Genomic DNA, 20,611 nt, shown 5'->3' with positions numbered 1-20,611 from the left:
TGGGGAGAATCTACCCTCCCCACCGAACCTTCGTCCATTTTCCGTTACGTACTCGTTGTGAGCTGCGCGTTCTCCGGAGAGTGAGGAGCGCCTCAGGACTTGCTCGCCGTGGCCGCGACCTCACGGTTCGCGCCGGAGTCCTTCTTGACCGCGGCCTTGCTCGCGGCCTCCCACTCCTCGCGCGTGGGCGGCACGGGGCGGGGCTCCTTGCGGCCCAGCCCCGCCTTCTTCATCACACCGGCGATGATCGCGAGCACGACGCTCAGGCCGAGGGCGATCACGGTCCAGGTGACCAGTGCGCCCCCCATGATGATGGCGACGCCGGCGACGGACCAGGCAGCGATCCAGGAGATGGTGAGGAACCAGGCGGAGACGGTGTTGCCGTGGTCGTCGTGGTGTTCGTCAGCCATCAGTGGTTCTCCTTCGGTTCGGCTGGCCGTGCTGCCAGCGGTGCGGGTGCGGTGCCGCCCTCGGTGTCGGCGCGGCCGGCGTCGGCCGCGGCGTCGCCACCGCGGGCGTCGAGCGTGGGGTCGTCACCGGCGTCCAGCGATCTCCACAGGTCGGCGGGTGTGTCCGCCCGGTTCGGACGCGGTGCGGCGTCCCGATCGTACCGGGTGCCCATACCCGGCCAGGCGGGGGAGCGCACGACGGCGACCACCCCCGTGAACGTGACGAGCAGGGCTCCCGCCCCGGCCGCCAGCGGCCCCAGGAGCAGGAGCCGGGGGTCCGCCGTGATCTGCGCCGCACCGGCGCCGTCGGCCGCGCGGTCGGCGAGTTCGGACACGAGCGCGTCGGTCCTGGTCGCGTTCCAGACGGCGGCGAGCGCTCCGGCCCCGCCGAGGCAGACGAGCGCGCCGACGACCCGGCGCGCCCAGCCCCGTGCGGCGTACAGCCCCACGACCGCGGCCAGTCCCGCCCAGCCGATCCCGGACAGGACACCGGTGAGGTCGCCGCCGGTCAGTTCGACGGGTACGGGTTCGACCGGGCCGGGCACGGCGATCTCCCCGGTGGCCCAGACCCTGCCGGCCGCGGCGAGCAGCAGCCCCGCCCCGGCCGCCAGGGCGAGCGTGACGACGGTGTACTCGCGGCGTCTCCGCGCGCGGGGTTCGGTGGAACTCACCGGAGCCGTCCCGCGTCGAAGCAGGTGCGGTCGCCGGTGTGGCAGGCGGCCCCGGTCTGGTCGACGCGCACCAGAAGGGTGTCGCCGTCGCAGTCCAGCGCGACCGAGATCACACGTTGTGTGTTGCCCGAGGTGGCCCCCTTGACCCAGTACTCACCCCGGCTGCGGGACCAGTACGTGGCGGCGCCGGTGGTCAGGGTGCGGTGCAGGGCCTCGTCGTCCATCCAGGCGAGCATGAGGACCTCCCCGGTGTCGTGCTGCTGCACGACGGCGGGCACGAGGCCGTCCGGGTTCCGCTTCAGGCGTGCGGCGATGTCCGGGTCGAGGCTGGAGACGCTCATGTTCTTCAGGTTATGGCCGCCGGGCGGCCGCCGTGCACCGGGGCGCGGTTCGTGTCTGCGTCCGGTCCCGGAGTTCACCGCCGGGGCGGTCGGAGGGCGTAGGGTTCGTCCGTCCGCCACCGCTTCCGTTCCGACGGTCCCGATGAGGGGAGTCCCGTGAGCGCCGAGTCCCTGTCCGCCGACCTGGCGGGAAAGCCCGCCGCCCTGACCGCCCTCGCCGAGCGCTTCCCCCGGTGGGATCCGTACGCGGCGCTGCCCGCGCTCCTGGAGGACGAACCCGCGGCGGTGCGGTTGCTCGGCCTGGGCGCGGCCCGGCGCGTGTGCGAGACGGCGGCGGCCCGGCTGCGGCGGGCGGGGATCGCCGCGACCGCCGAGCGCGCCTCGTCGGCCGAGGAGCCCCCGGCCGGCCCGGAGACTCTGGTGGTGGGGGTGAGCCTGGGCGGGGGTCAGCGTGAGTTGTGCACGGTGCTGGACCGCTACGTGGCACGTTCCCCGGTGATCGTACTCACACCCGACCCGAACGCGGTGGTAGCCCGGCTGGCGGACCTGGTGGTGCCGTTGCACGCGGGCGAGGAGTCGTCGGGGTTGGGCTGCCGCTCCTACCAGCACGCGATGGCGCTGACCCTGTTGTTGGGGCACCGTCTGGGCGCGCCGGTGCCGGGGGGCGGTCGGAACTTCCCGGGGCTGCTGCGGCGGGCGGCCAACGCGACGGAGACGCTGCTGGCCGAGGCGGAGCGGTGGGTCCCGGAGGCGGCGCGGGTGCTGGACTCGCCGCACGGTGTGCATCTGGTGGCTCCCGCCGAGCGGCTGGCCTCGGCGGGCCAGGGGGTGCGGGTGCTGCGCGGCGGGCCGGTGCGGGTGGCGCACGCGGTCGAGACCGGGGAGTGGTCGCACACCGACCGCTACCTGGCGGCGGTGACCGACTACCGCGCGCTGCTGTTCGCGGGCTCGGCCTACGACGAGCGGTTCGCCGAGCACCTGGGGCAGCTGCGGGGACGGTTCGTGGCCGTGGGCGCCGCCCCCGAACGCGAGAGCGTTCCGGGGGCGGAGCTGACCGTGCGCTACCCGGGTGACCGGGACCCGGACGTGAGCCTGCTGGTGGAGCCGCTGGTGGCGGAGTTGGTGGCGGCGCACTGGTGGCGCGCCTCCGGTCGCTGAGCGCCACTGCGGCCCGCTACCGGGGTTCAGGCCGAGGAGCGCACCCAGGAGGCGTGCAGGTCGGCGTAGACGCCCGGCCGCCCGACCAGTTCGTCGTGGGTGCCGCTCTGGACGACGCGGCCCTGGTCGAAGACGAGGACCCGGTCGGCGGCCTCGGCCGTGGACAGGCGGTGGGCGATGGCCACGGAGGTGCGGCCGCGGGTGAGCCGGTCCAGGGCGCGCTGGATGCGCACCTCGGTGTGCGGGTCCACGGCGGAGGTGGCCTCGTCCAGGACGAGCAGGTCGGGGTCGGCGATGTAGGCGCGGACCAGGGCGACGAGCTGTCGCTCCCCCGCCGAGAGGGACTCCCCGCGCTGCCCGACGGGGGTGTCCAGGCCGTGGGCGAGGCTGGCGAGCCAGTCGGCCAGCCCGAGCTCGTCGAGGGCGGCCTCCAGTTCGGCGTCGGTGCTCTCGGGTCGGGCGAAGCGGATGTTGTCGCCCAGGGAGCTGTCGAACAGGAAGCCCTCCTGGGGCACCATGACGACCCGGCTGCGCAGGGAGGAGAAGGCCACCTCGCGCAGGTCGACGCCGTCGAGGAGGACGCGCCCGCCGACCGGGTCCATCAGGCGGGTGAGGAGCTTGACGAAGGTGGTCTTGCCCGAACCGGTCTCCCCGACCACGGCCAGGCGGGTGCCGGGGGTGATCCGGACGTCGATCCCGTCGAGGACGACCGGCCCGTCCGGGTAGGCGTAGGTGACGTCGTCGAAGCGGACCTCGACGGGGCCGCGCGGCAGCACGCGCCCGGCCTCCCCGGGGTCGGCGATGTCGGGGACGGTGTCGAGCACGCCCAGGACCCGGCGCCACCCGGCGATGGCGTTCTGGGCCTCGTTGAAGATCTCGGTGGCCATCATCATCGGCATGACGAACAGGGTCATGAGGAAGAGGAAGGCGACGAGCTGTCCGGCGGTGAGCTGGCCGTCGATGCCCAGCCACACGCCGACCAGGACCACGGCGACGTTGCCGACGGCGGCGATGATCTCGGCGAAGGGCGACACGGCCATGGACAGGCGCTGCGCCCTGACCTGGGCGCGGCGGGTGGCCAGGACGGTGGAGTCGATGCGGTGGGCGGTGCGCTCCTCGGTGCCGTAGGCGCGGATGACGGCGGCGCCCATGACGGTCTCGCCGATGGCGCCGAGCATGTCGCCGGTGCGTTCGCGGACCTTGAGGTAGGCGCGGGAGAGCAGCTTCTGGAGCCAGCGGGCGCCGAAGAGCAGCGGCAGGAAGCAGATCCACACCACGAGGGTGAGCTGCCAGGAGTAGACCGCCATGAGGGCGGTGGCGACGAGCAGTTGGCCCGCGCTGACGATGAGCAGCAGGCCGCCCCACTGCATGAAGGTGCTGATCTGGTCGACGTCACCGGTGACGCGGGAGACCAGGGCGCCCTTGCGCTCGCTGTTCTGGGTGAGCACGGACAGGTCGTGCACGTGGCGGAAGGCCTTGCGGCGCAGCGTGGCCAGGCCCGACTCGGTGGCCCGGTACAGGCGCACGTTCATCAGGTAGGAGCAGATCATGGTGATCACGAGCAGGGCGGCGCACACACCGACCATGCGCGCGACGAAGCCGAGGTCGGGCCCGTCGGGGCCGGAGAGCCCGTTGTCGATGATCTGTTGGACGGCGACGGGCACGATGACCTTGCCCGCGGTGGCCACGACGGCCAGGGCGAGGGTCAGCCACAGGCCGTGGGCGAACTCCGGGGACAGCTGGAGTCCGCGGCGCAGGGTCCGGATGGCCGAGTCCTGGGACCTGCTGAGCGTGGGCGTCGCGGCCCGGTCGGCGTCGGGGCGGTCGGCCTCCGGTGCGGGCCGCCGCCCGGTGCGGGGCTGGGCGGGTGCGCTCATCGGCTGGACTCCTCGGTGGCGGCGGCGTGCTGGTGGGCGGTGGCGGCGGCGGACCGCACCGCGGGTGTCCGCTGGGGGCGGGGTGGACCAGGATCCTCCGGTGTGGGCTCGCGTCCGGCGCCGTTCTCCGCGGAGGCGCGCTCGTAGGCGGTGACGAGCCGGGTGTAGCCGGGTGAGGCGGCCAGGAGCTCCTCGTGGGTGCCGCGGGCCAGGACGCGGCCGCCCTCCAGGTAGACGACCTCGTCGGCGAGTTCGATGGTGGCGCGGCGGTAGGCGACCACGACGACGGTGGCGGCGTCGTCGCGTTCGCGCAGCCCGGCGAGGATCTGCGCCTCGATCTGGGGGTCGACGGCGGAGGTGGCGTCGTCCAGGATGAGCAGCCGGGGGCGGCGGACGATGGCGCGGGCCAGGGCGAGGCGCTGGCGTTGGCCGCCGGACAGGGTGGTGCCCTTCTCCCCCAGTCGGGCGTCGAGCCCGCCGTCGAGTTCGCGGACGAACCCGTCGGCGCGGGCCAGGCGCAGGGCGGCCCACACCTGGTCGTCGTCGAGGTCGGCGGCGCCGAGGGTGATGTTGTCGCGGACGGTGTCCTCGAAGACGAAGGTGCTCTGCGGAACGAGCGCGACGTGCCGGGGGATCTGTCCGCGGGCCAGGTCGCGGGTGTCGACGCCGTCGTAGGCGACGGTGCCGGAGTCGGGGTCGACCAGCCGTGTGAGGACGGTGGTCAGGGTGGACTTGCCCGCGCCGGTGGGGCCGACCAGGGCGACGGTGCGGCCGGGGGCGATGTCGAGGTCGACGCCGTCGAGGACGGTGGTGCGGGGCTCGTTCCCGGTCCCGTCCATGAGGTCGCGCACGCGGTCGTCACCGTCGTAGGCGTCGGCGTAGGAGAAGGTGACGTCGCGCACGGTGAGCGCGATGCCGGTGGGGGTGTCCTCCAGGGTCCGGTCACCGTGGCTCATGGCGCCCTCGGAGCGCAGGACCGACTGGACGCGGTCCCAGCCGACGACGGTGCGGGACAGGTCGCCCAGGAGCCAGCCGAAGGAGCGGATGGGCAGGGCCATGAGGGTGAACAGGTAGGCGATGGTGACGAGTTCGCCGGGGTCGACCGCGCCGGTGGACAGCCGCCACATGCCCAGGAGGAGGACGGCGAGGACGCCGAGGTTGGGCAGGGCCTCCATGAAGGGGTCGAACATGGACCGCATGCGGCCGACCTGGATGAGGGCGTCGCGGAGGCGGTGGGCGGCGTGGGTGAAGCGTTCGGTCTCGGTGTCCTCGCGGCCGAGGGTCTTGACGACGAGGGCGCCGTCGAAGGACTCGTGGGCGACGCCGCTGACCTCGGCGCGCAGGGCCTGGGCCCGGGAGGCCATGGGTGAGATCCGGCGTTGGAAGACGACGTTGGCGGCGGTCAGGACGGGGAAGACGACGAAGGCGACCAGGGCCAGGACCGGGTCGGTGACGATCATGGCGACGGCGGCGGTGCCGAGCATGAACACGGACCCGACGGCCATCGGCAGCGGTGCGAGCGGCTGCCAGGCGGCCTCGACGTCGGCGTTGGCGTTGGACAGCAGCTGCCCGGTGGGGTGGCGGTGGTGCCATGCCAGGGGCAGGTCCAGGTACTTGCGGGCGACGGCGCGCCGGTAGCGGGCCTGCATGCGGAACTGCATGAGTCCGGCGAAGAGCCGCCGCAGGGCCAGGCCGACGGCCTTGCCGAGCCCGACCGCCAGCAGCAGGGCGGACGCGCCGAGGAGGGCGGCGAGGGTGGTGGAGCCGTTCTCGAAGGCGGGCAGGATCGTCTCGTCGGTGAGGTGGCCGAGGACGGCGGCGGAGCCGACGGTGATCGCGGCGTGCAGCATGGCTCCGGCGACGGCGATGAGGAACACCCAGGGCTCGGTGCGGATGGCGACGCCGAGGACGCGCATCCCCCGGGTGAAGATCCGGTCGCCGCGTTCGCCGGCGGCGCGTGGGGCGGAGGAGGGGTCGTCGGTGACCTCGGGGGCGGCGGTCGGGGCGGCGCCCTCCCGCTCGTCCGGTGCCGTGGTCCTCGTCTCCTGCGCCATACGCCCCCCGTTCACGTCCGCGTGCGGTCGGCCCGGTTGGGGGCCGACCGGTGGCGCCCCGCACGGCTCCGGTCGTGCCGGAGGCGGTCGGGGCGCTCGTCGGGCCAACCTATCCAGCGGTGCCGACAGGTTCCACCGAGTTGTTTCAGCGCCGGACGTGTGGGGGGTATTCCACCTGTGTCACCCGGTTTCGGGATGTGTCGCGGCACACCCCGGCGGGGTGTACGGGCGGGCGGCGCGGACGGGCGTTCCGGGTGGCCCAGGGTGGAACGGCGGTCAGCGGTCGTAGTCCTGGCAGGTGATCAGCGCTGGTGCGACGCCGCGCCTCGAATCGGATCGAACGGGTTGATCACACGAGCTTGAGGAACTCGGCCTCGGTCAGGCCGGTATCCCTGATGATCCCGCGAAGCGTCCCCTTCTTCATGTCCCGTCCCTTATGGACGGGAACAGACACGGGTGGCCTGTCCGGATGCACCAGCACATGGTGGCTTCCGGTGACACGGTCGAGTCGGTAGCCGACTTTCGCGAGTGCCTTGAGAACGACACGAGGAGGAAGTAAGGGAAGCGGAGGCACCTACGCGGCCACCTCCACGTCCGGGAGTTCGATCACCTCGAACAGTGCGGCGAGCCCGGCGCGGAGGTCAGCGAGCGCTTCTGCCTTGGTGTCACCTTCGCCGTAAGCCGTGCCGCCACCCGTGACCTCGGCTCTGGCGCACCACGCACCGTCCTCGTCGGTGGCCACGGAGATCTCGATGTCGATGTGGGCGGTCATGGCGACTCCTCTCCTCTTCCTGTCTAGGAATGCTACGCCGCGCATCCGACATGTGGGCGGTCCTCCGGCACTCCGTGGGATGACCGTTCCGGGCGTACCGTTCGCCCCGCGGCACGGATGGTTCCCGTGGCGCCGCCCCCGTGGGAGCGGCGCCGGGCTCAGCGCACGGCGTAGCCGGCCTCGCGCAGGCTCGCCTTGACGTCGGCGATGGTGAACTCGCCGAAGTGGAAGACGGTCGCGGCCAGGACCGCGTCCGCACCGGCGGCGACCGCCGGGACGAAGTGCTCCACGGCCCCGGCCCCGCCGGAGGCGATCAGCGGCACGTCGACGCGGGCGCGCACGGCGCGGATCAGCTCCAGGTCGAACCCCTCCTTGGTGCCGTCGGCGTCCATCGAGTTGAGCAGGATCTCCCCCGCGCCGAGGTCGGCGGCGCGCTCGCACCACTCCAGGGCGTCGATGCCGGTGCCCCGGCGCCCCCCGTGGGTGGTCACCTCGAACCCGCTCGGGGTCGGCTGGTCGCCGTCGCGGACCCGGCGCACGTCGGCGGACAGGACGAGGACCTGGCGGCCGAAGCGTTCGGCGATCTCCCCGATGAGCTCGGGGCGGGCGATGGCGGCGGTGTTGACGCCCACCTTGTCGGCGCCCGCGCGCAGGAGGGTGTCGACGTCGTCGGTGGTGCGCACTCCGCCGCCGACGGTGAGCGGGATGAACACCTGGTCGGCGGTGCGGCGCACCACGTCGTAGGTGGTCTCCCGGTCGCCGCTGGAGGCGGTGACGTCGAGGAAGGTGAGTTCGTCGGCGCCGCCCGCGTCGTAGGCCCCGGCGAGTTCGACCGGGTCGCCCGCGTCGCGCAGGTTCTCGAAGTTGACGCCCTTGACCACCCGCCCGGCGTCCACGTCCAGGCAGGGGATGACTCGGATGGCGAGGCTCACCGCCGCTCCCCCCTCACCGCGGCCAGCGCGTCCTCCAGGGTGAAGGCGCCCTCGTAGAGCGCCGTTCCCATGATGGCGCCCTCCACACCCTCGGGGACGAGGGCGGCGATGGCGGTCAGGTCGTCGAGGCTGGAGACGCCGCCGCTGGCCACGACGGGCTTGTCGGTGCGCGCGCAGACGGTGCGCAGCAGGTCGAGGTTGGGGCCCTTGAGGGTGCCGTCCTTGTTGACGTCGGTGACGACGTAGCGGGCGCAGCCCTCCGACTCCAGCCGCTCCAGGGTGGTGAACAGGTCGCCGCCCTCACGGGTCCAGCCGCGGGCGGCCAGGGTGGTGCCGCGCACGTCGAGGCCGATGGCGATGCGGTCGCCGTGCTCGGCGATGATCTTGGCGCACCACTCGGGGTTCTCCAGGGCGGCGGTGCCGATGTTGACCCGGGTGCAGCCGGTGGACAGGGCGGCGGCCAGCGACTCGTCGTCGCGGATGCCGCCGGACATCTCCACCTTCACGTCCAGGCGGCCGACGATGTCGCGCAGCAGGTCGCGGTTGTGGCCGCGGCCGAAGGCGGCGTCGAGGTCCACCAGGTGGATCCACTCGGCCCCCGCCTCCTGCCACCGCGTGGCGGCGGTGAGCGGGTCGCCGTAGCGGCCGCCGGAGCCCGCCTCGCCCTGGACGAGCTGGACGGCCTGCCCGCCCGCCACGTCCACGGCGGGCAGCAGTTCGAGTGCGGTGGACGACGCGGTGTCAGTCATGGGGCCTTCCCGTGGTCGGTGTCGATGAGTCGGTCGGATGCCGGGGTCACCCGAGCGTGCCCACCCAGTTGGCCAGCACGCGGGCGCCCGCGTCGCCGGACTTCTCCGGGTGGAACTGGGTGGCGCACAGGGGTCCGTTCTCGACCGCGGCCACGAACGGCTCACCGTGCTCGGACCAGGTCACCCCCGGCGCGGGGATGCGCGCGTTGGTGGGCGTGAACTCCCAGGTGCGCACAGCGTAGGAGTGCACGAAGTAGAAGCGGTCCTCGGGGCCGATCCCGGCGAAGAGGCGGGTGTCCTCGGGCGGGCGGACGGTGTTCCAGCCCATGTGCGGCACGACGGGGGCGCGCAGGCGCTCCACGGTGCCGGGCCACTCGCCGCAGCCCTCGGTGGCCACGTCCTCGGCGCGCGCGTCGGCCTGCTCGACGCCGCGCTCGAAGAGGACCTGCATGCCCACGCAGATGCCCAGGACGGGGCGGCCCCCGGCCACGCGCTTGCCGATGATCCGGTCCCCGCCCGCGGCGCGCAGGCTGGACATGCAGGCGCTGAAGGCGCCCACACCGGGCACGACGAGCCCGTCGGCGTCGAGGGCGGCGTGCGGGTCGGAGGTGACGGTCACGTCCGCGCCGGTGCGCTCCATGGCGCGCTGCGCCGAGCGCAGGTTGCCCGATCCGTAGTCGAGGACGACCACTCGTGACGGCATGAGGTCTGCCTTTCCGCTAGGGCGTGTGTGGTGGATGCTGCCCGTCGCGAGCGGCGCATCCGATGCGGCTCTCGCGAGGCCGAAGAAGGAGTCAGGGTGGTGTCCTGTCGACTGACGAGAACGCCGCGAGAGTTGTGCTGGGGCGTCGCGCAGCAGGGCGAGTGTCCGCCACACACGCCCTAAAAGTAGCCCAACCGGAGCACCCCGGAGGCCACGGCGAGGGCCGCGCACGCGCCCAGTGCGACGGCGACGATCCGGTTGACCTTCCACAGGGAGTAGGCGCCCCCGATGAGGAAACCGCCCAGGACGACGAGGAACAGCGCCCACAGGTCGGTGTCCATCTACAGGGCGCCCTTGGTGGACGGGATGTCGGTGACGCGCGGGTCGCTCTCGGTGGCGGTGCGCAGGGCTCGGGCCAGGGCCTTGAACTGGCACTCGACGATGTGGTGGGCGTTGCGGCCGTAGGGCACGTGGACGTGCAGGGCCACGCGCGCCTGGGCCACGAACGACTCCAGGATGTGGCGGGTCATGGTCGTGTCGTAGTCGCGGCCGATGATCGGCGCCATGCCCTCGGGTTCGCTGTGCACGAGGTAGGGGCGGCCGGACACGTCGACGGTCACCTCGGCCAGGGCCTCGTCCAGGGGCACCTTGGCGTCGGCGAAGCGGCGGATGCCGCGCTTGTCGCCCAGTGCCTCGCGGAAGGCGGCGCCCAGGGCGAGCGCGGTGTCCTCCATGGTGTGGTGGGAGTCGATGTGCAGGTCGCCCTCGGTGCGCACGGTGAGGTCGAACAGGCCGTGCTTGGCGAGCTGGTCGAGCATGTGGTCGAAGAACCCGACGCCGGTGGAGACGTCGGCGACGCCGGTGCCGTCGAGGTCGATCTCGACCAGGACCTTGGTTTCCTTGGTGGTGCGTTCGACGCGTCCGGTGCGGCTCATGGTGACTCTCTCGGTGGTGGGTGGACGGCTGTGGCCCGAGGCCGTCCGCCGGGGGTGGAAGCCCCCGACGGACGGCGTCCACGGCGACGGTGGGCGGCGGGTGGACTCAGCGGCCGGTGGCCTGGAGCAGGGCGCGGCGGAAGGCGGCCATCTCGTCGGGGGTGCCGACGGTGACGCGCAGCCATCCGGGCGGGCCGACCTCGCGGATGAGGACCCGTTGGTCGAGCATGGCGTTCCAGACCCCGGTGCGGTCCTCGAACTCGCCGAACATGACGAAGTTGGCGTCGGAGTCGGCGACGGACAAGCCCTGCTCGCGCAGCCAGTCGACGAGGCGGTCGCGTTCGGCGCGCAGGTCGGCGACGGCGGCGAGGAGTTCGTCGGCGTGGTCGAGCGCGGTGGTGGCGACCGCCTGGGTGACGGCGGACAGGTGGTAGGGCAGGCGGACCAGTTGAAGGGCGTCGACCACGGCCGGGTGGGCGGCGAGGTAGCCGACGCGGGCTCCGGCCAGGGCGAACGCCTTGGACATGGTGCGCGAGACGACGAGCCGGGGGTGTTCCGGCAGCAGGGTCAGGGCGCTGGGTGTGCCCTCGCGGCGGAACTCGGCGTAGGCCTCGTCGACGACGACCACACCGGGGGCGGCCTCGGCGATCCGCCGGATGTCGGCGATGTCGAGGGCGGTGCCGGTGGGGTTGTTGGGCGAGGTGAGGAACACGACGCTGGGCCGGTGCTCGGCGATCGCGGCCAGGGCGGCGTCGACGTCGACGCGGAAGCGGTCGTCGCGGGGCACGGACACCCACCCGGTGTTGGTGCCGCGCGAGATGACCGGGTGCATGGCGTAGGAGGGCTCGAAGCCCATCGCGGTGCGTCCGGGGCCGCCGAAGGCCTGGAGGATCTGCTGGAGGATCTCGTTGGAGCCGTTGGCCGCCCAGACCCGGTCCGCGCCCAGCCCGTGGCCGAGGTAGTCGGCGAGCCGCTCGCGCAGGTACACGGCGTTGCGGTCGGGGTAGCGGTTGAGGCCCAGCGCGGTGTCGGCGACGACCTCGGACAGGGCCTTGGCCAGGCGCGGCGAGGGCGGGTAGGGGTTCTCGTTGGTGTTGAGTGCCACGTCCACGTCCAGCTGCGGGGCGCCGTAGGGCGACTGGCCGCGCAGGTCGTCGCGGAGGGGCAGGTCGTTCGGTGTGAGGCTCACGGTTGCACGCTCTTGGTGTGTCGGGTCGTCCGTCGGGCTCAGGTCGCGCCGTCGCCGGTGCGCGCGGTGATCGCCTCACCGTGCGCGGGCAGGTCCTCGGCGTTGGCCAGGGTGACGACGTGATGGGCGACCTCGGCCAGCGCGTCGGCGTCGTAGGAGACGACGTGCACACCGCGCAGGAAGGTCTGGACGCTCAGTCCGCCGCTGTGGCAGGCGCACCCGCCGGTGGGCAGGACGTGGTTGGATCCGGCGGCGTAGTCGCCGAGCGAGACCGGGGAGTGGTCGCCGACGAAGATCGCCCCGGCGTTGCGCACGCGGGCGGCGACGTCGGCGGCGTCGGCGGTCATGATCTCCAGGTGCTCGGCCGCGTAGGCGTCCACGACGGCGAGGCCGTGCTCGACGTCGTCGACCAGGACGATGCCGGACTGGGGTCCGCCGAGGGCCTCTCGGACGCGGTCGGCGTGCTTGGTCGCGGGGACGCGTACGGCGAGCCGCTCGGTGACGGCGTCGGCCAGGGCCTCGTCCGGGGTGACCAGCACGGAGGCGGCGACGACGTCGTGCTCGGCCTGGCTGATGAGGTCGGCGGCGACGTAGTCGGCGTTGGCCGTGGCGTCGGCCAGGATGGCGATCTCGGTGGGCCCGGCCTCGGCGTCGATGCCGATGACGCCCTTGAGCAGGCGCTTGGCGGCGGCCACCCAGATGTTGCCGGGGCCGGTGACCATGTCGGCGCGCGCGCACTCGCCCGCGCCGTGGGCGAACATGGCCACGGCCTGGGCGCCGCCGACCGCGTAGACCTCGTCGACGCCGAGCAGGGCGCAGGCGGCGAGGATGGTCGGGTGGGGCAGCCCGCCGAACTCGCGCTGGGGCGGTGAGGTGACGGCGAGGGACGTCACGCCCGCCTCCTGGGCGGGGACGACGTTCATGATGACGCTGGAGGGGTACACGGCGCGGCCGCCGGGCACGTAGAGGCCGACGCGGCCGACCGGGATCCACCTCTCGGTGACGGTGCCGCCGGGGACGACCCGGGTGGTGTGGTCGGTGCGGCGCTGGTCGCGGTGAACCTTGCGGGCGCGGCGGATGGACTCCTCCAGCGCGGCGCGCACGGCGGGGTCGAGGTCGGCCAGGGCGGCGTCGATCGCCTCGCGTGGGACCCGGATGTCGGTGAGGCGGACGCCGTCGAAGCGTTCGGTGAGTTCGATCAGCGCCTCGGTTCCGCGATGGCGCACGTCCTCGCACAGGGGGCGTACGCGTTCGGCCGCGTCCGCCACGTCCAGTTCCGCGCGCGGGAGCGCTTCGCGGGGGTCGCCTTGGGTGCCTCGGAGGTCGATTCGACTGATCACGGCCCCAGTCTAGGGCGCTTCCCCCGTGACCGAGGGTGTCGTGTCCGCATGTTGGACAGCACGCGTGCGCCTCCGGCGCGTCGCGGCGTTCGGGGGCATCGCCGAACAGTCCGCCGCAAATGCTCCCGATAAGCTTCGCCTTAGTTTGGAATACCTAACCTCAGTTGACTTCAGAAAGGCTTGCCTAACAAATTCCGACACGTTTTTCGACGTATCGCATAATGCTTTTGAATGCGTTATCGTGATGTCATGACTTCGAGCAAGAGCGGCGACAGCGGCCTTTCCAAGTTCCACCGACTCCTGGTTGACCAGGTGCGGCACGAGTACACCGCGTCGCACCAGTACGTCGCCATCGCGACATGGTTCGACTCCCGGGACCTGCCGCAGTTGGCGCGTGTCTTCTACGAACAGTCGCTGGAGGAACGCGACCACGCGCAGATGATCGTGCGGTACCTCATCGACAGCGACGTGGACTTCGTCTTTCCCTCAGTGGACGAGATCGAGACCGATTTCAACACCGCGCGCGATCTGGTGGCGCTGGCCCTGCGCCAGGAGCGCGAGGTGACCGACCAGATCCACCGCCTGGCCAAGGTCGCCCGTGACGAGGACGACTACGCGGGCGAGCAGTTCCTCCAGTGGTTCGTGCAGGAGCAGACGGAGGAGGTCGCCAAGATGTCGACCCTCCTCAACGTGGTCGACCGCGCCGACGGCAACCTCTTCGACGTGGAGACGTTCGTGGCGCGCGACATGCCCAGCGAGGACCACGGCAGCCAGGACGCGCCGGAGACGGCGGGCCCGTCGGTGTCCTGACCTCGGGTCCGTCCCGGTGACGGGAGGGACCCGCTCCAGGCGGCCCGGGTGCGGACGTCCGGTCCTGAGGGGAGGCCGGACGCCGCCCGGGCCGTGCCGTGCGCGGCCTCCGCGGGCATACTGGAACCATGCCCGTGGCACTGCCGATCTTTCCGCTCAACACCGTCCTGTTCCCCGGTATGAGCGTTCCCCTGCACGTGTTCGAGCGGCGCTACCGCCGCCTCGTCTCCGAACTCCTGGGCCCCACCCTGACCGGGGGTGAGGGTGCGACGCACCGGAGCGGCCCGCACCGCTTCGGCGTGGTGTGGATCGAACTCGGTCACGAGGTGGCCAGCGAGTCCGGCCAGGGGTCGGGCGGCGCCGACACGGGCGTGCCCACGACCGGCCGGAGCGAGGTGTCCCTGCCGAGGGTGAGCGGGACGGGGTGCACCGCGGTCGTGCGGGACGTGCGCACCTACGAGGACGGGCGCTACGACCTGGTCGTCGAGGGCGGGGCCCGGTTCACCGTCACCGACCTGTCCGAGGTCGACCCCTCCTCACCGGACGAGTACTCGACCGCGTCGGTGTCGTTCCTGCCCGAACCGGTGGGCCCGGACGCCGAGGAGCACGCCGAACGGGTCCGGGACCTGTACGACACGTACTGCCAACGCCTGGCCGACATCGGGATGGCGCCGGAGACCCACCCCGAGCTGCCGAAGGACCCGATCGCGCTGTCCTACAGGGTGGCGGCGTCGGTGGTGCTGGACCAGGCGGAGAAGCAGCGGCTGCTGGAGGCGGAGGACGCCGCCACCCGCCTGGCGGTGGCCGCGCGGTTCCTGCGCCGGGAGAACCGGATCGTGGCCGCTCCCACTCTCCCCAACCTGCCCGCCGGCCCCTTCCTGAACAACGGCGTCTCCTTCAACTAGACGGCGTTAACCTGCTGGTGCGGGCCGGCGCGGTCGCCGCGCGCGACGCGTGTCCGATGCCCGTGTCCGTGACCGCGTGAGAGTTGAGGAGATCCCCGGCATGAGTGGAAGGGGCACACCCGCGACCGTGGCCGCGGGGCGGGCCAAGACCGCCTACACCCTGCACCCCTACGAGGTGGGGGGCGGCGCGGACGGGCACTCCTACGGCACCGACGCCGCCGACGCGCTGGGGGTCCCGCACGAACGGGTCCTCAAGACACTGATCGCCGAGGTGGACGGGGTGTTCACGGTCGGGGTGGTGCCGGTGAGCACGTCGCTGGACCTCAAGGCGCTGGCCGCCGCGGTCGGGGGGAAGCGGGCGACGATGGCGGACCCGGCCCGGGCCGAGAAGGTCACCGGGTACGTGCGCGGGGGCATCAGCCCGTTGGGGCAGCGCAAACGGTTGCGGACGGTGATCGACGCGTCGGTGACGGAGCTGGCGTCGGTCTACGTCTCGGCGGGTCGGCGCGGGCTCCAGATGGAGCTGGCGCCCCGGGACCTGATCCGGCTGACGGAGGCGGTCACCGCTCCGATCGGCGCCCCCTGAGCGGGGGCGTGACGTCGGGCACGGCCGCGCATCCCCCGTGCCACAGGGGCCGGTGCTTCCGCGCACAGTCGGTCGCGGGTCATTGCCGGTCCCCCTACCCGGGGGTAGCGTTGTGACATGAACAACAGTTCATCCCCCTTTCCCTCGATCGCCGCCATGTTCACCGCCCGCGTCGCCGAATCCGGCGACGCGGTGGCCTTCACCCACCCCGTCCCGGACCCGTCCGGCGACGGTGAGACCTGGGCCGAGCTGACCTGGACCCAGACCCGTGACCGTGTCCGCGACATCGCCCTGGGACTGCACTCGCTCGGAGTGACCTCCCAGGCCCGGTGCGCGATCGCGGCGAGCACCAGGATCGAGTGGATCCTGGCCGACCTCGGCGTGCTGTGCGCGGGAGGGGCCACGACGACCATCTACCCCTCGTGCACCCCGCCCGACTGCGCCTACATCGTCTCCGACTCCGGCAGCATGGTCGCCTTCGCCGAGAACGACGAACAGGTGGACAAGCTGCTCCAGCAGCGCGCCCGGATGCCCGGTCTGTCCCGGGTGATCGCCTTCGAGGGCGAGGCCGGGGGTGACGACGAGTGGGTGATCTCGCTCGCCGACCTGGAGGCGCGCGGCGCGCGGCTGGCCGCCGAGCGGCCCGGCCTGTTCGAGGAGCTGGTGGCGCGGGTGCGCCCCGAACACCTGGCCACCCTCATCTACACCTCCGGCACCACGGGCAGGCCCAAGGGGGTGCGCCTCGACCACGCCAACTGGCTGTACGAGGCCGAGGCCCTGCACACCCTCGACCAGGAGCTGCGCGCGCAGGGGCGGGCGCTGCTGACCGGTGACGACGTGCAGTACCTGTGGCTGCCGCTGGCGCACGTGTTCGGCAAGGTCATCCAGGTGGGGCAGTTGCGCATCGGTTACCGGACGGCGGTGGACGGGCGCATGGACCGGATCGTGGACAACCTGGCCGTGGTCCGGCCGACGTTCATGGCGGCGGCGCCGCGCATCTTCGAGAAGGTGTACAACCGGGTGGTGATGCAGGCCCGGGAGGGCGGCGCGGTGCGGTACCGGATCTTCCGGTGGGCGGCGGGCGTGGCCGACCGGGTCGCGCGTGAGCGCGAGCGGGGGCGCGAACCCGGTGGCGTGCTGGCCGTGCAGCACCGTGTCGCCGACCGGCTGGTGTTCGCCAAGCTGCGGGAGCGGTTCGGTGGGCGGCTCCGGTTCTTCGTCTCCGGCAGCGCGCCCCTGGCACCGGAGATCGGCCGGTTCTTCTACGGCGCGGGGATCACGATCCTGGAGGGGTACGGGCTCACGGAGAGCAGCGGAGCCACCTTCGTCAACCGCCCGGGCGAGGTGCGGTTCGGGAGCGTGGGGCGGCCGCTGCCCGGTACCGAGGTCAGGATCGCCGAGGACGGTGAGGTGATGCTGCGCGGCGGCGGGGTGATGCGCGGCTACCACAACCTGTCCGGCGCCACCCAGGCGGTGCTGACGGAGGACGGCTGGTTCGCGACCGGCGACATCGGCGTCCTGGAGGACGGGCGGCTGCGCATCACCGACCGCAAGAAGGAGCTGATCAAGACCTCCGGGGGCAAGTACGTGGCGCCGCAGGGCATCGAGGGCCGGTTCAAGGCGCTGTGCCCGTACGTGAGCAACCTGGTCGTGCACGGGGACCGGCGGCCGTACTGCGTGGCGCTGGTGGCCCTGGACCCCGAGGCGATCGCCGGGTGGGCCGCCGACAACGGCCTGGGCGGGCTCGACTACACGGCGCTGACCAGGGAGCCCGCGGTCCGGGAGGTCGTGCAGGAGGCCATCGACACGTTGAACCGGGACCTGCCCCGGCACGAGACCGTGAAGCGCTTCGCGATCCTGCCCAACGACCTGTCGGTGGAGGAGGGGGAGATCACGCCCAGTCTCAAGATGCGGCGGCGGGCGATCGAGGAGAAGTACCGTGACCTGCTGGACGGCATGTACGAGGAGACCGTCCAGAGTCTGTGACACCGGGGTTCAGGAAGCGGGGTCCTGCGTGTCGGTCCGGCCGGGGTCGCTGGTCGCGGACGGTCTTCGTGGGTCCCCCGGGCGCTCCGCGTCCCGCGGGGCCCCCGCCTCCGGGCCGGGCGGGAGCACACCCGGCTGGTCGGAGCGCAGGGCGCTGATCCCGTCCAACAGTCCGTACTGGAGGACGAAGAGGAAGGGCCAGACCGTCAGGAACGAGGTCGCGCGCAGTTCGAGGCCGACGGGGACGGACTCCCCGCGTTCGGCCGCGGCCGCGGCCGCGTGCAGGGGCGCGTCGAGCAGGGTTCCGACCTGCCAGGTGAGCACGGCCGCCGCCACCGCCCCCAGGACGCCCGCGACCAGGCAGACCAGGCGCAGGTCCTGGACCCGGCGGCGTGCCAGGGAGAACTGGACCATGTAGGCGGCGTAGCCGGTGACCATCCCCGCGGCCCCCGTGATGAGGGCGAAGTACGCCTCCCCCGCGAAGACCTCCTGCGCGGCGCCGGTGAAGACCCCGCCGTCGCCGAGGGCGGTGCCCACCGCGCGTTCGGGCGCCAGCAACCACCACACCGGGCCCAGGGCGGCGCCGATCAGGGCCATGCCGACCAGGACGCACGCGCCCACGAGAAGCGCGCGGCGCGCCGCTTCCGCACGACTGTGACCGGTCATGTTCCCCCTTCTCCCGGGCCCGTCGGCGCCCCGGAAAAACACTGGCCGCGGGGCACGGGCCGGAAGGAGAATACCCGCATGAGTGACGCCACCGCCCCCTCGCCCCTGACCGAACCCGCCCGCATCGACCCTCCGATGGCCGCCGACGAGCGCACGATGCTCTCGTCGTGGCTGGACTGGCACCGCGCGACCGTGCGCCGCAAGTGCGCCGGGCTCTCCCCCGAGCACGTGGGCGCGGTCCGACTGCCGACATCGCCGCTGATGACGGTGGGCGGCATCGTGTCGCACCTGCGCTGGGTGGAGGCGTTCTGGTTCGAGACGGTCATGCTCGACCAGCCCGATGGCGGACCGTATTCGCCCGAGGATCCCGACGCGGAGTTCCGGATCGGCGCCCATCGGCCGTTGGACGAACTCCTGGACGAGTACGACGTCCAGTGCGCGCGCTCGCGGGAGATCACCGCCCGTCTGGAGCTGGGCAGCTCCTCCCGTGGCCTCCCCGACCACCGGGGACGCACGACGCTGCGCTGGGTCCTGGTGCACATGATCGAGGAGACCGCCCGGCACAACGGGCATCTGGACGTGCTGCGCGAACTCGCCGACGGCGTGACCGGCGAATAGCCCCGCCCCCTGTGGTCAGGCGACCGGGCGCCGCCGGGAGGCACGCGCCCGGTTTCCGCACATCACCGTGCACCACGCCTGGTCCCTGCGCGTACGCAGGAAGTACATGCCGCAGCTGGGAGCGTCGCAACGGCGCAGCCGCTCCCTCCCCTCCCCCGCCAGCAGCACGAGCGCCCGTCTGGCCAGCGCGGCACCGGCGTCGTCGGCCGCCTCCTCGTGGACGAGGTCGCCGTCGGTGCCCAGACGCATGGTCACGGGGGCGTTCGCGGCCAGGGCGTTGAGCTTCTCCCGCGCCTGGTCCGGGATGTCCTCACCGCTCGCCCTGGCGTCCACCGCGGCCCGCAGCGGAGTGCGGAGCGCGCGCAGCGCACCGAGCGGCTCCCGTGCCAGAGCCCGGTCCCCGAGCCGTTCCCGCCACGCCGCGGTCAGCCCGGGATCGGAGAGGAAGTCCACGTCACCGCGTCCGGGACCGGCGCCGATGACGATGGTGTTGGTCAGGTCGAGGACGGGGTGTTCGTGGCCGATCCACGGCATGTCGTAGAACTCACGCAGCGTCATCCCCTCAAGCTACCGGATTCTCCTCCCTGAATCCGTGATACCTTCTCGTCACGGGTTTGGACATACAAATCCGTGACATGTCTGCTCTCCAGAGACGGGATGGCCCCATGACGCTTGAGTACGTCCACTTCGAGACCAGGGACTCCGATGCGCTGACCGCCAGCCGCGACCGGCTCGTCCGCCGCCTGAGGGAGCGCTACGGCGACGCGTTCGTCAGCGCGCGGCTGGTGCGTTACGACGACGGCAGCATCGGTGACGTCATCCTGTGGGGGTCCCGTGAGACCGCGGAGCGCGCCGCGAAGGAGATGCCCTCCGACGAGGCCGCCGCCGAGTTCTTCGGCCAGATCACCACCGTGCACGACATGCGCCACGCCGAGGTCCTGCACAGCGCCTGACACGTCGGCGCCCGCCGGCGGAGGACGGCTCCGTCGGCGGGCGCCCCCGGTCAGAGCCCGTCGCGCCTCACCGTCCGGCGTCCGGTTCGTCGGTGTCGGGTCGGTCGGTGACCGCGTCGTCCTCGGCGAGGATCCGGTACAGACCCCGCTTGGTCTCGTTCAGGAGCCGCTTGGCCCGTTCCACCTGCTCGGCGGTGCCCGCCTGGGCGACCTGGGCCGCCGCGGCGCTGAGTTGGTAGGCGAGCTCGCCGATCTCCTCGTAGCGCGAGCGGGTGTCGGCGTGGGCGTCGGCCCCCGCCTCCCAGGGCGGGGTGAGGTCGGCGCCGTGCTCCTCCAGGTGGGCGACGCCCTCCTCCGTGAGCCGGTAGGGGCGGCGGCGCCCCTCCCCCTCGATCTGGCTGACCAGGCCCTCGTCCTCCAGCTGCTGGAGTATGGGGTAGACGGAGCCGGGGCTGGGCCGCCACATGCCGCCGCTGCGCTCACGGCCCTCGCGGATGATCTCGTATCCGCTGCGCGGTTCCTCGGCGAGCAGCAGCAGGATGCCGGTGCGGACGTCGCCGCGCCGGGCGCGCGGGCCGCCCCGGCGGCCCCGGCCGTGGCCGAAGCCGCCGTGCGGGCCGAACCCCCCGAATCCGGGCGGGAAGGGGGACTCCCCCCAGGGCGAGGGCGGTCCCGGCGGCACGACGGGAGGGCCGGGCGGGTGGGGCGGACGGGGGCCGAACTCGGCACGGGGGTGCTGATGGCGTCCCTCGTCGGACGCCTCGTGGTGGTCCTGGTGGTGGTCGTGGTGGCCGCGCGGGGTGTCGGTGGGCCGCCAGAACCACGGACCGCGGACGGGGCGACGGCCACGCCCCTCCCAGGACCAGGGGCCGGGCAGTGCCATGGCACTCATAGGTACTCCTCCGTCGGTGTAGCGA

The 20,611-nt window shown here is 72.7% G+C and carries 24 protein-coding genes; 7 read left to right on the top strand and 17 right to left on the bottom strand.

Annotated features, from left to right (window positions below; genetic code table 11):
* Positions 1–92: 92 nt before the first annotated feature.
* From DVR05_RS08185 to hisI, 3 genes are read right to left on the bottom strand one after another with little or no spacing between them, the layout of a single operon-like run.
* Complete coding sequence (locus DVR05_RS08185; protein WP_116245214.1) at positions 93–410, bottom strand: HGxxPAAW family protein; 318 nt, start codon at positions 408–410, stop codon at positions 93–95.
* Positions 410–1,120, bottom strand: coding sequence for a Trp biosynthesis-associated membrane protein (locus DVR05_RS08180; RefSeq protein WP_116245213.1), 711 nt, complete (start codon positions 1,118–1,120; stop codon positions 410–412). Before DVR05_RS08180 ends, DVR05_RS08185 begins: the two co-directional genes overlap by 1 nt.
* Positions 1,117–1,461, bottom strand: coding sequence for a phosphoribosyl-AMP cyclohydrolase (hisI, locus tag DVR05_RS08175; protein WP_116245212.1), 345 nt, complete (start codon positions 1,459–1,461; stop codon positions 1,117–1,119). Before hisI ends, DVR05_RS08180 begins: the two co-directional genes overlap by 4 nt.
* 156 nt (positions 1,462–1,617) lie before the next feature.
* Between hisI and DVR05_RS08170 the strand changes: the two genes are divergently transcribed.
* Positions 1,618–2,619, top strand: coding sequence for an SIS domain-containing protein (locus DVR05_RS08170; protein WP_116245211.1), 1,002 nt, complete (start codon positions 1,618–1,620; stop codon positions 2,617–2,619).
* Positions 2,620–2,645: 26 nt separating this feature from the next.
* Here the strand turns inward: DVR05_RS08170 and DVR05_RS08165 are convergent, their stop codons facing one another.
* The 11 genes from DVR05_RS08165 to hisD form a co-directional block, all read right to left on the bottom strand.
* A complete protein-coding gene (locus tag DVR05_RS08165) occupies positions 2,646–4,496 on the bottom strand; it encodes an ABC transporter ATP-binding protein (RefSeq protein WP_116245210.1) in 1,851 nt (616 codons plus the stop codon).
* Entirely contained in the window at positions 4,493–6,550 is a 2,058-nt protein-coding gene (locus DVR05_RS08160) for an ABC transporter ATP-binding protein (protein WP_116245209.1), read from the bottom strand. Before DVR05_RS08160 ends, DVR05_RS08165 begins: the two co-directional genes overlap by 4 nt.
* A 349-nt stretch (positions 6,551–6,899) precedes the next feature.
* On the bottom strand, positions 6,900–7,124 hold the full coding sequence (locus DVR05_RS27715) for a type II toxin-antitoxin system HicA family toxin (protein WP_116245208.1): 225 nt from the start codon (positions 7,122–7,124) through the stop codon (positions 6,900–6,902).
* The gene (locus DVR05_RS08150; protein WP_116245207.1) at positions 7,125–7,322 is read right to left on the bottom strand and encodes a hypothetical protein; all 198 of its coding nucleotides are present in this window, start codon (positions 7,320–7,322) and stop codon (positions 7,125–7,127) included.
* Between the two features lie 158 nt (positions 7,323–7,480).
* Complete coding sequence (hisF, locus tag DVR05_RS08145; protein WP_116245206.1) at positions 7,481–8,254, bottom strand: imidazole glycerol phosphate synthase subunit HisF; 774 nt, start codon at positions 8,252–8,254, stop codon at positions 7,481–7,483.
* A complete protein-coding gene (gene priA, locus DVR05_RS08140; protein WP_116245205.1) occupies positions 8,251–9,003 on the bottom strand; it encodes a bifunctional 1-(5-phosphoribosyl)-5-((5-phosphoribosylamino)methylideneamino)imidazole-4-carboxamide isomerase/phosphoribosylanthranilate isomerase PriA in 753 nt (250 codons plus the stop codon). Before priA ends, hisF begins: the two co-directional genes overlap by 4 nt.
* Before the next feature lie 46 nt (positions 9,004–9,049).
* Positions 9,050–9,706 (bottom strand): imidazole glycerol phosphate synthase subunit HisH, encoded by a 657-nt coding sequence (gene hisH / locus DVR05_RS08135; protein ID WP_116245204.1) that lies wholly within the window; start codon positions 9,704–9,706, stop codon positions 9,050–9,052.
* 179 nt (positions 9,707–9,885) lie between these two features.
* Positions 9,886–10,047 carry a hypothetical protein gene (locus DVR05_RS26965; protein WP_198659086.1) on the bottom strand — a complete coding sequence of 54 codons (162 nt, stop codon included), beginning with the start codon at positions 10,045–10,047 and terminating at the stop codon, positions 9,886–9,888.
* Positions 10,048–10,641, bottom strand: a complete 594-nt coding sequence (hisB, locus tag DVR05_RS08130; protein ID WP_116245203.1) for an imidazoleglycerol-phosphate dehydratase HisB — start codon at positions 10,639–10,641, stop codon at positions 10,048–10,050.
* A 106-nt stretch (positions 10,642–10,747) separates the two neighbouring features.
* Positions 10,748–11,830, bottom strand: coding sequence for a histidinol-phosphate transaminase (locus DVR05_RS08125; protein WP_116245202.1), 1,083 nt, complete (start codon positions 11,828–11,830; stop codon positions 10,748–10,750).
* A gap of 38 nt (positions 11,831–11,868) precedes the next feature.
* Positions 11,869–13,170 carry a histidinol dehydrogenase gene (gene hisD, locus DVR05_RS08120; protein WP_116245201.1) on the bottom strand — a complete coding sequence of 434 codons (1,302 nt, stop codon included), beginning with the start codon at positions 13,168–13,170 and terminating at the stop codon, positions 11,869–11,871.
* 249 nt (positions 13,171–13,419) lie between these two features.
* Here hisD and DVR05_RS08115 point away from each other — a divergent pair, with 249 nt between their 5' ends.
* The 4 genes from DVR05_RS08115 (at position 13,420) to DVR05_RS08100 (ending at position 17,457) form a co-directional block, all read left to right on the top strand.
* Positions 13,420–13,980 carry a ferritin gene (locus tag DVR05_RS08115; protein WP_116245200.1) on the top strand — a complete coding sequence of 187 codons (561 nt, stop codon included), beginning with the start codon at positions 13,420–13,422 and terminating at the stop codon, positions 13,978–13,980.
* A 128-nt stretch (positions 13,981–14,108) separates the two neighbouring features.
* Positions 14,109–14,885, top strand: coding sequence for an LON peptidase substrate-binding domain-containing protein (locus tag DVR05_RS08110; protein ID WP_116245199.1), 777 nt, complete (start codon positions 14,109–14,111; stop codon positions 14,883–14,885).
* 100 nt (positions 14,886–14,985) lie between these two features.
* Positions 14,986–15,471, top strand: a complete 486-nt coding sequence (gene ybaK, locus DVR05_RS08105) for a Cys-tRNA(Pro) deacylase (RefSeq protein ID WP_232832031.1) — start codon at positions 14,986–14,988, stop codon at positions 15,469–15,471.
* Positions 15,472–15,588: 117 nt separating this feature from the next.
* Complete coding sequence (locus DVR05_RS08100) at positions 15,589–17,457, top strand: long-chain fatty acid--CoA ligase (RefSeq protein ID WP_116245197.1); 1,869 nt, start codon at positions 15,589–15,591, stop codon at positions 17,455–17,457.
* Between the two features lie 9 nt (positions 17,458–17,466).
* Here the strand turns inward: DVR05_RS08100 and DVR05_RS08095 are convergent, their stop codons facing one another.
* The gene (locus tag DVR05_RS08095) at positions 17,467–18,123 is read right to left on the bottom strand and encodes a hypothetical protein (protein WP_116245196.1); all 657 of its coding nucleotides are present in this window, start codon (positions 18,121–18,123) and stop codon (positions 17,467–17,469) included.
* Between the two features lie 78 nt (positions 18,124–18,201).
* Between DVR05_RS08095 and DVR05_RS08090 the strand changes: the two genes are divergently transcribed.
* On the top strand, positions 18,202–18,741 hold the full coding sequence (locus tag DVR05_RS08090; protein WP_116245195.1) for a DinB family protein: 540 nt from the start codon (positions 18,202–18,204) through the stop codon (positions 18,739–18,741).
* 15 nt (positions 18,742–18,756) lie between these two features.
* Here DVR05_RS08090 and DVR05_RS08085 read toward each other — a convergent pair whose 3' ends face one another.
* Positions 18,757–19,299: an ABATE domain-containing protein gene (locus DVR05_RS08085; protein ID WP_116245194.1), complete on the bottom strand. Its 543-nt coding sequence runs from the start codon at positions 19,297–19,299 to the stop codon at positions 18,757–18,759.
* Between the two features lie 107 nt (positions 19,300–19,406).
* On the opposite strand from DVR05_RS08085, the gene DVR05_RS08080 reads away from it, so the two are divergent.
* A complete protein-coding gene (locus tag DVR05_RS08080; protein WP_116245193.1) occupies positions 19,407–19,694 on the top strand; it encodes a hypothetical protein in 288 nt (95 codons plus the stop codon).
* A gap of 67 nt (positions 19,695–19,761) precedes the next feature.
* Here the strand turns inward: DVR05_RS08080 and DVR05_RS08075 are convergent, their stop codons facing one another.
* Positions 19,762–20,586 (bottom strand): PadR family transcriptional regulator, encoded by an 825-nt coding sequence (locus DVR05_RS08075; RefSeq protein ID WP_116245192.1) that lies wholly within the window; start codon positions 20,584–20,586, stop codon positions 19,762–19,764.
* Positions 20,587–20,611 lie beyond the last annotated feature (25 nt).

Source organism: Nocardiopsis sp. FIRDI 009 (assembly GCF_003386285.1).
Lineage (GTDB): Bacteria > Actinomycetota > Actinomycetes > Streptosporangiales > Streptosporangiaceae > Nocardiopsis.
The sequence above is the reverse complement of the archived record's forward strand: the minus strand, read 5'-3'. Positions and strand labels throughout refer to the sequence as shown.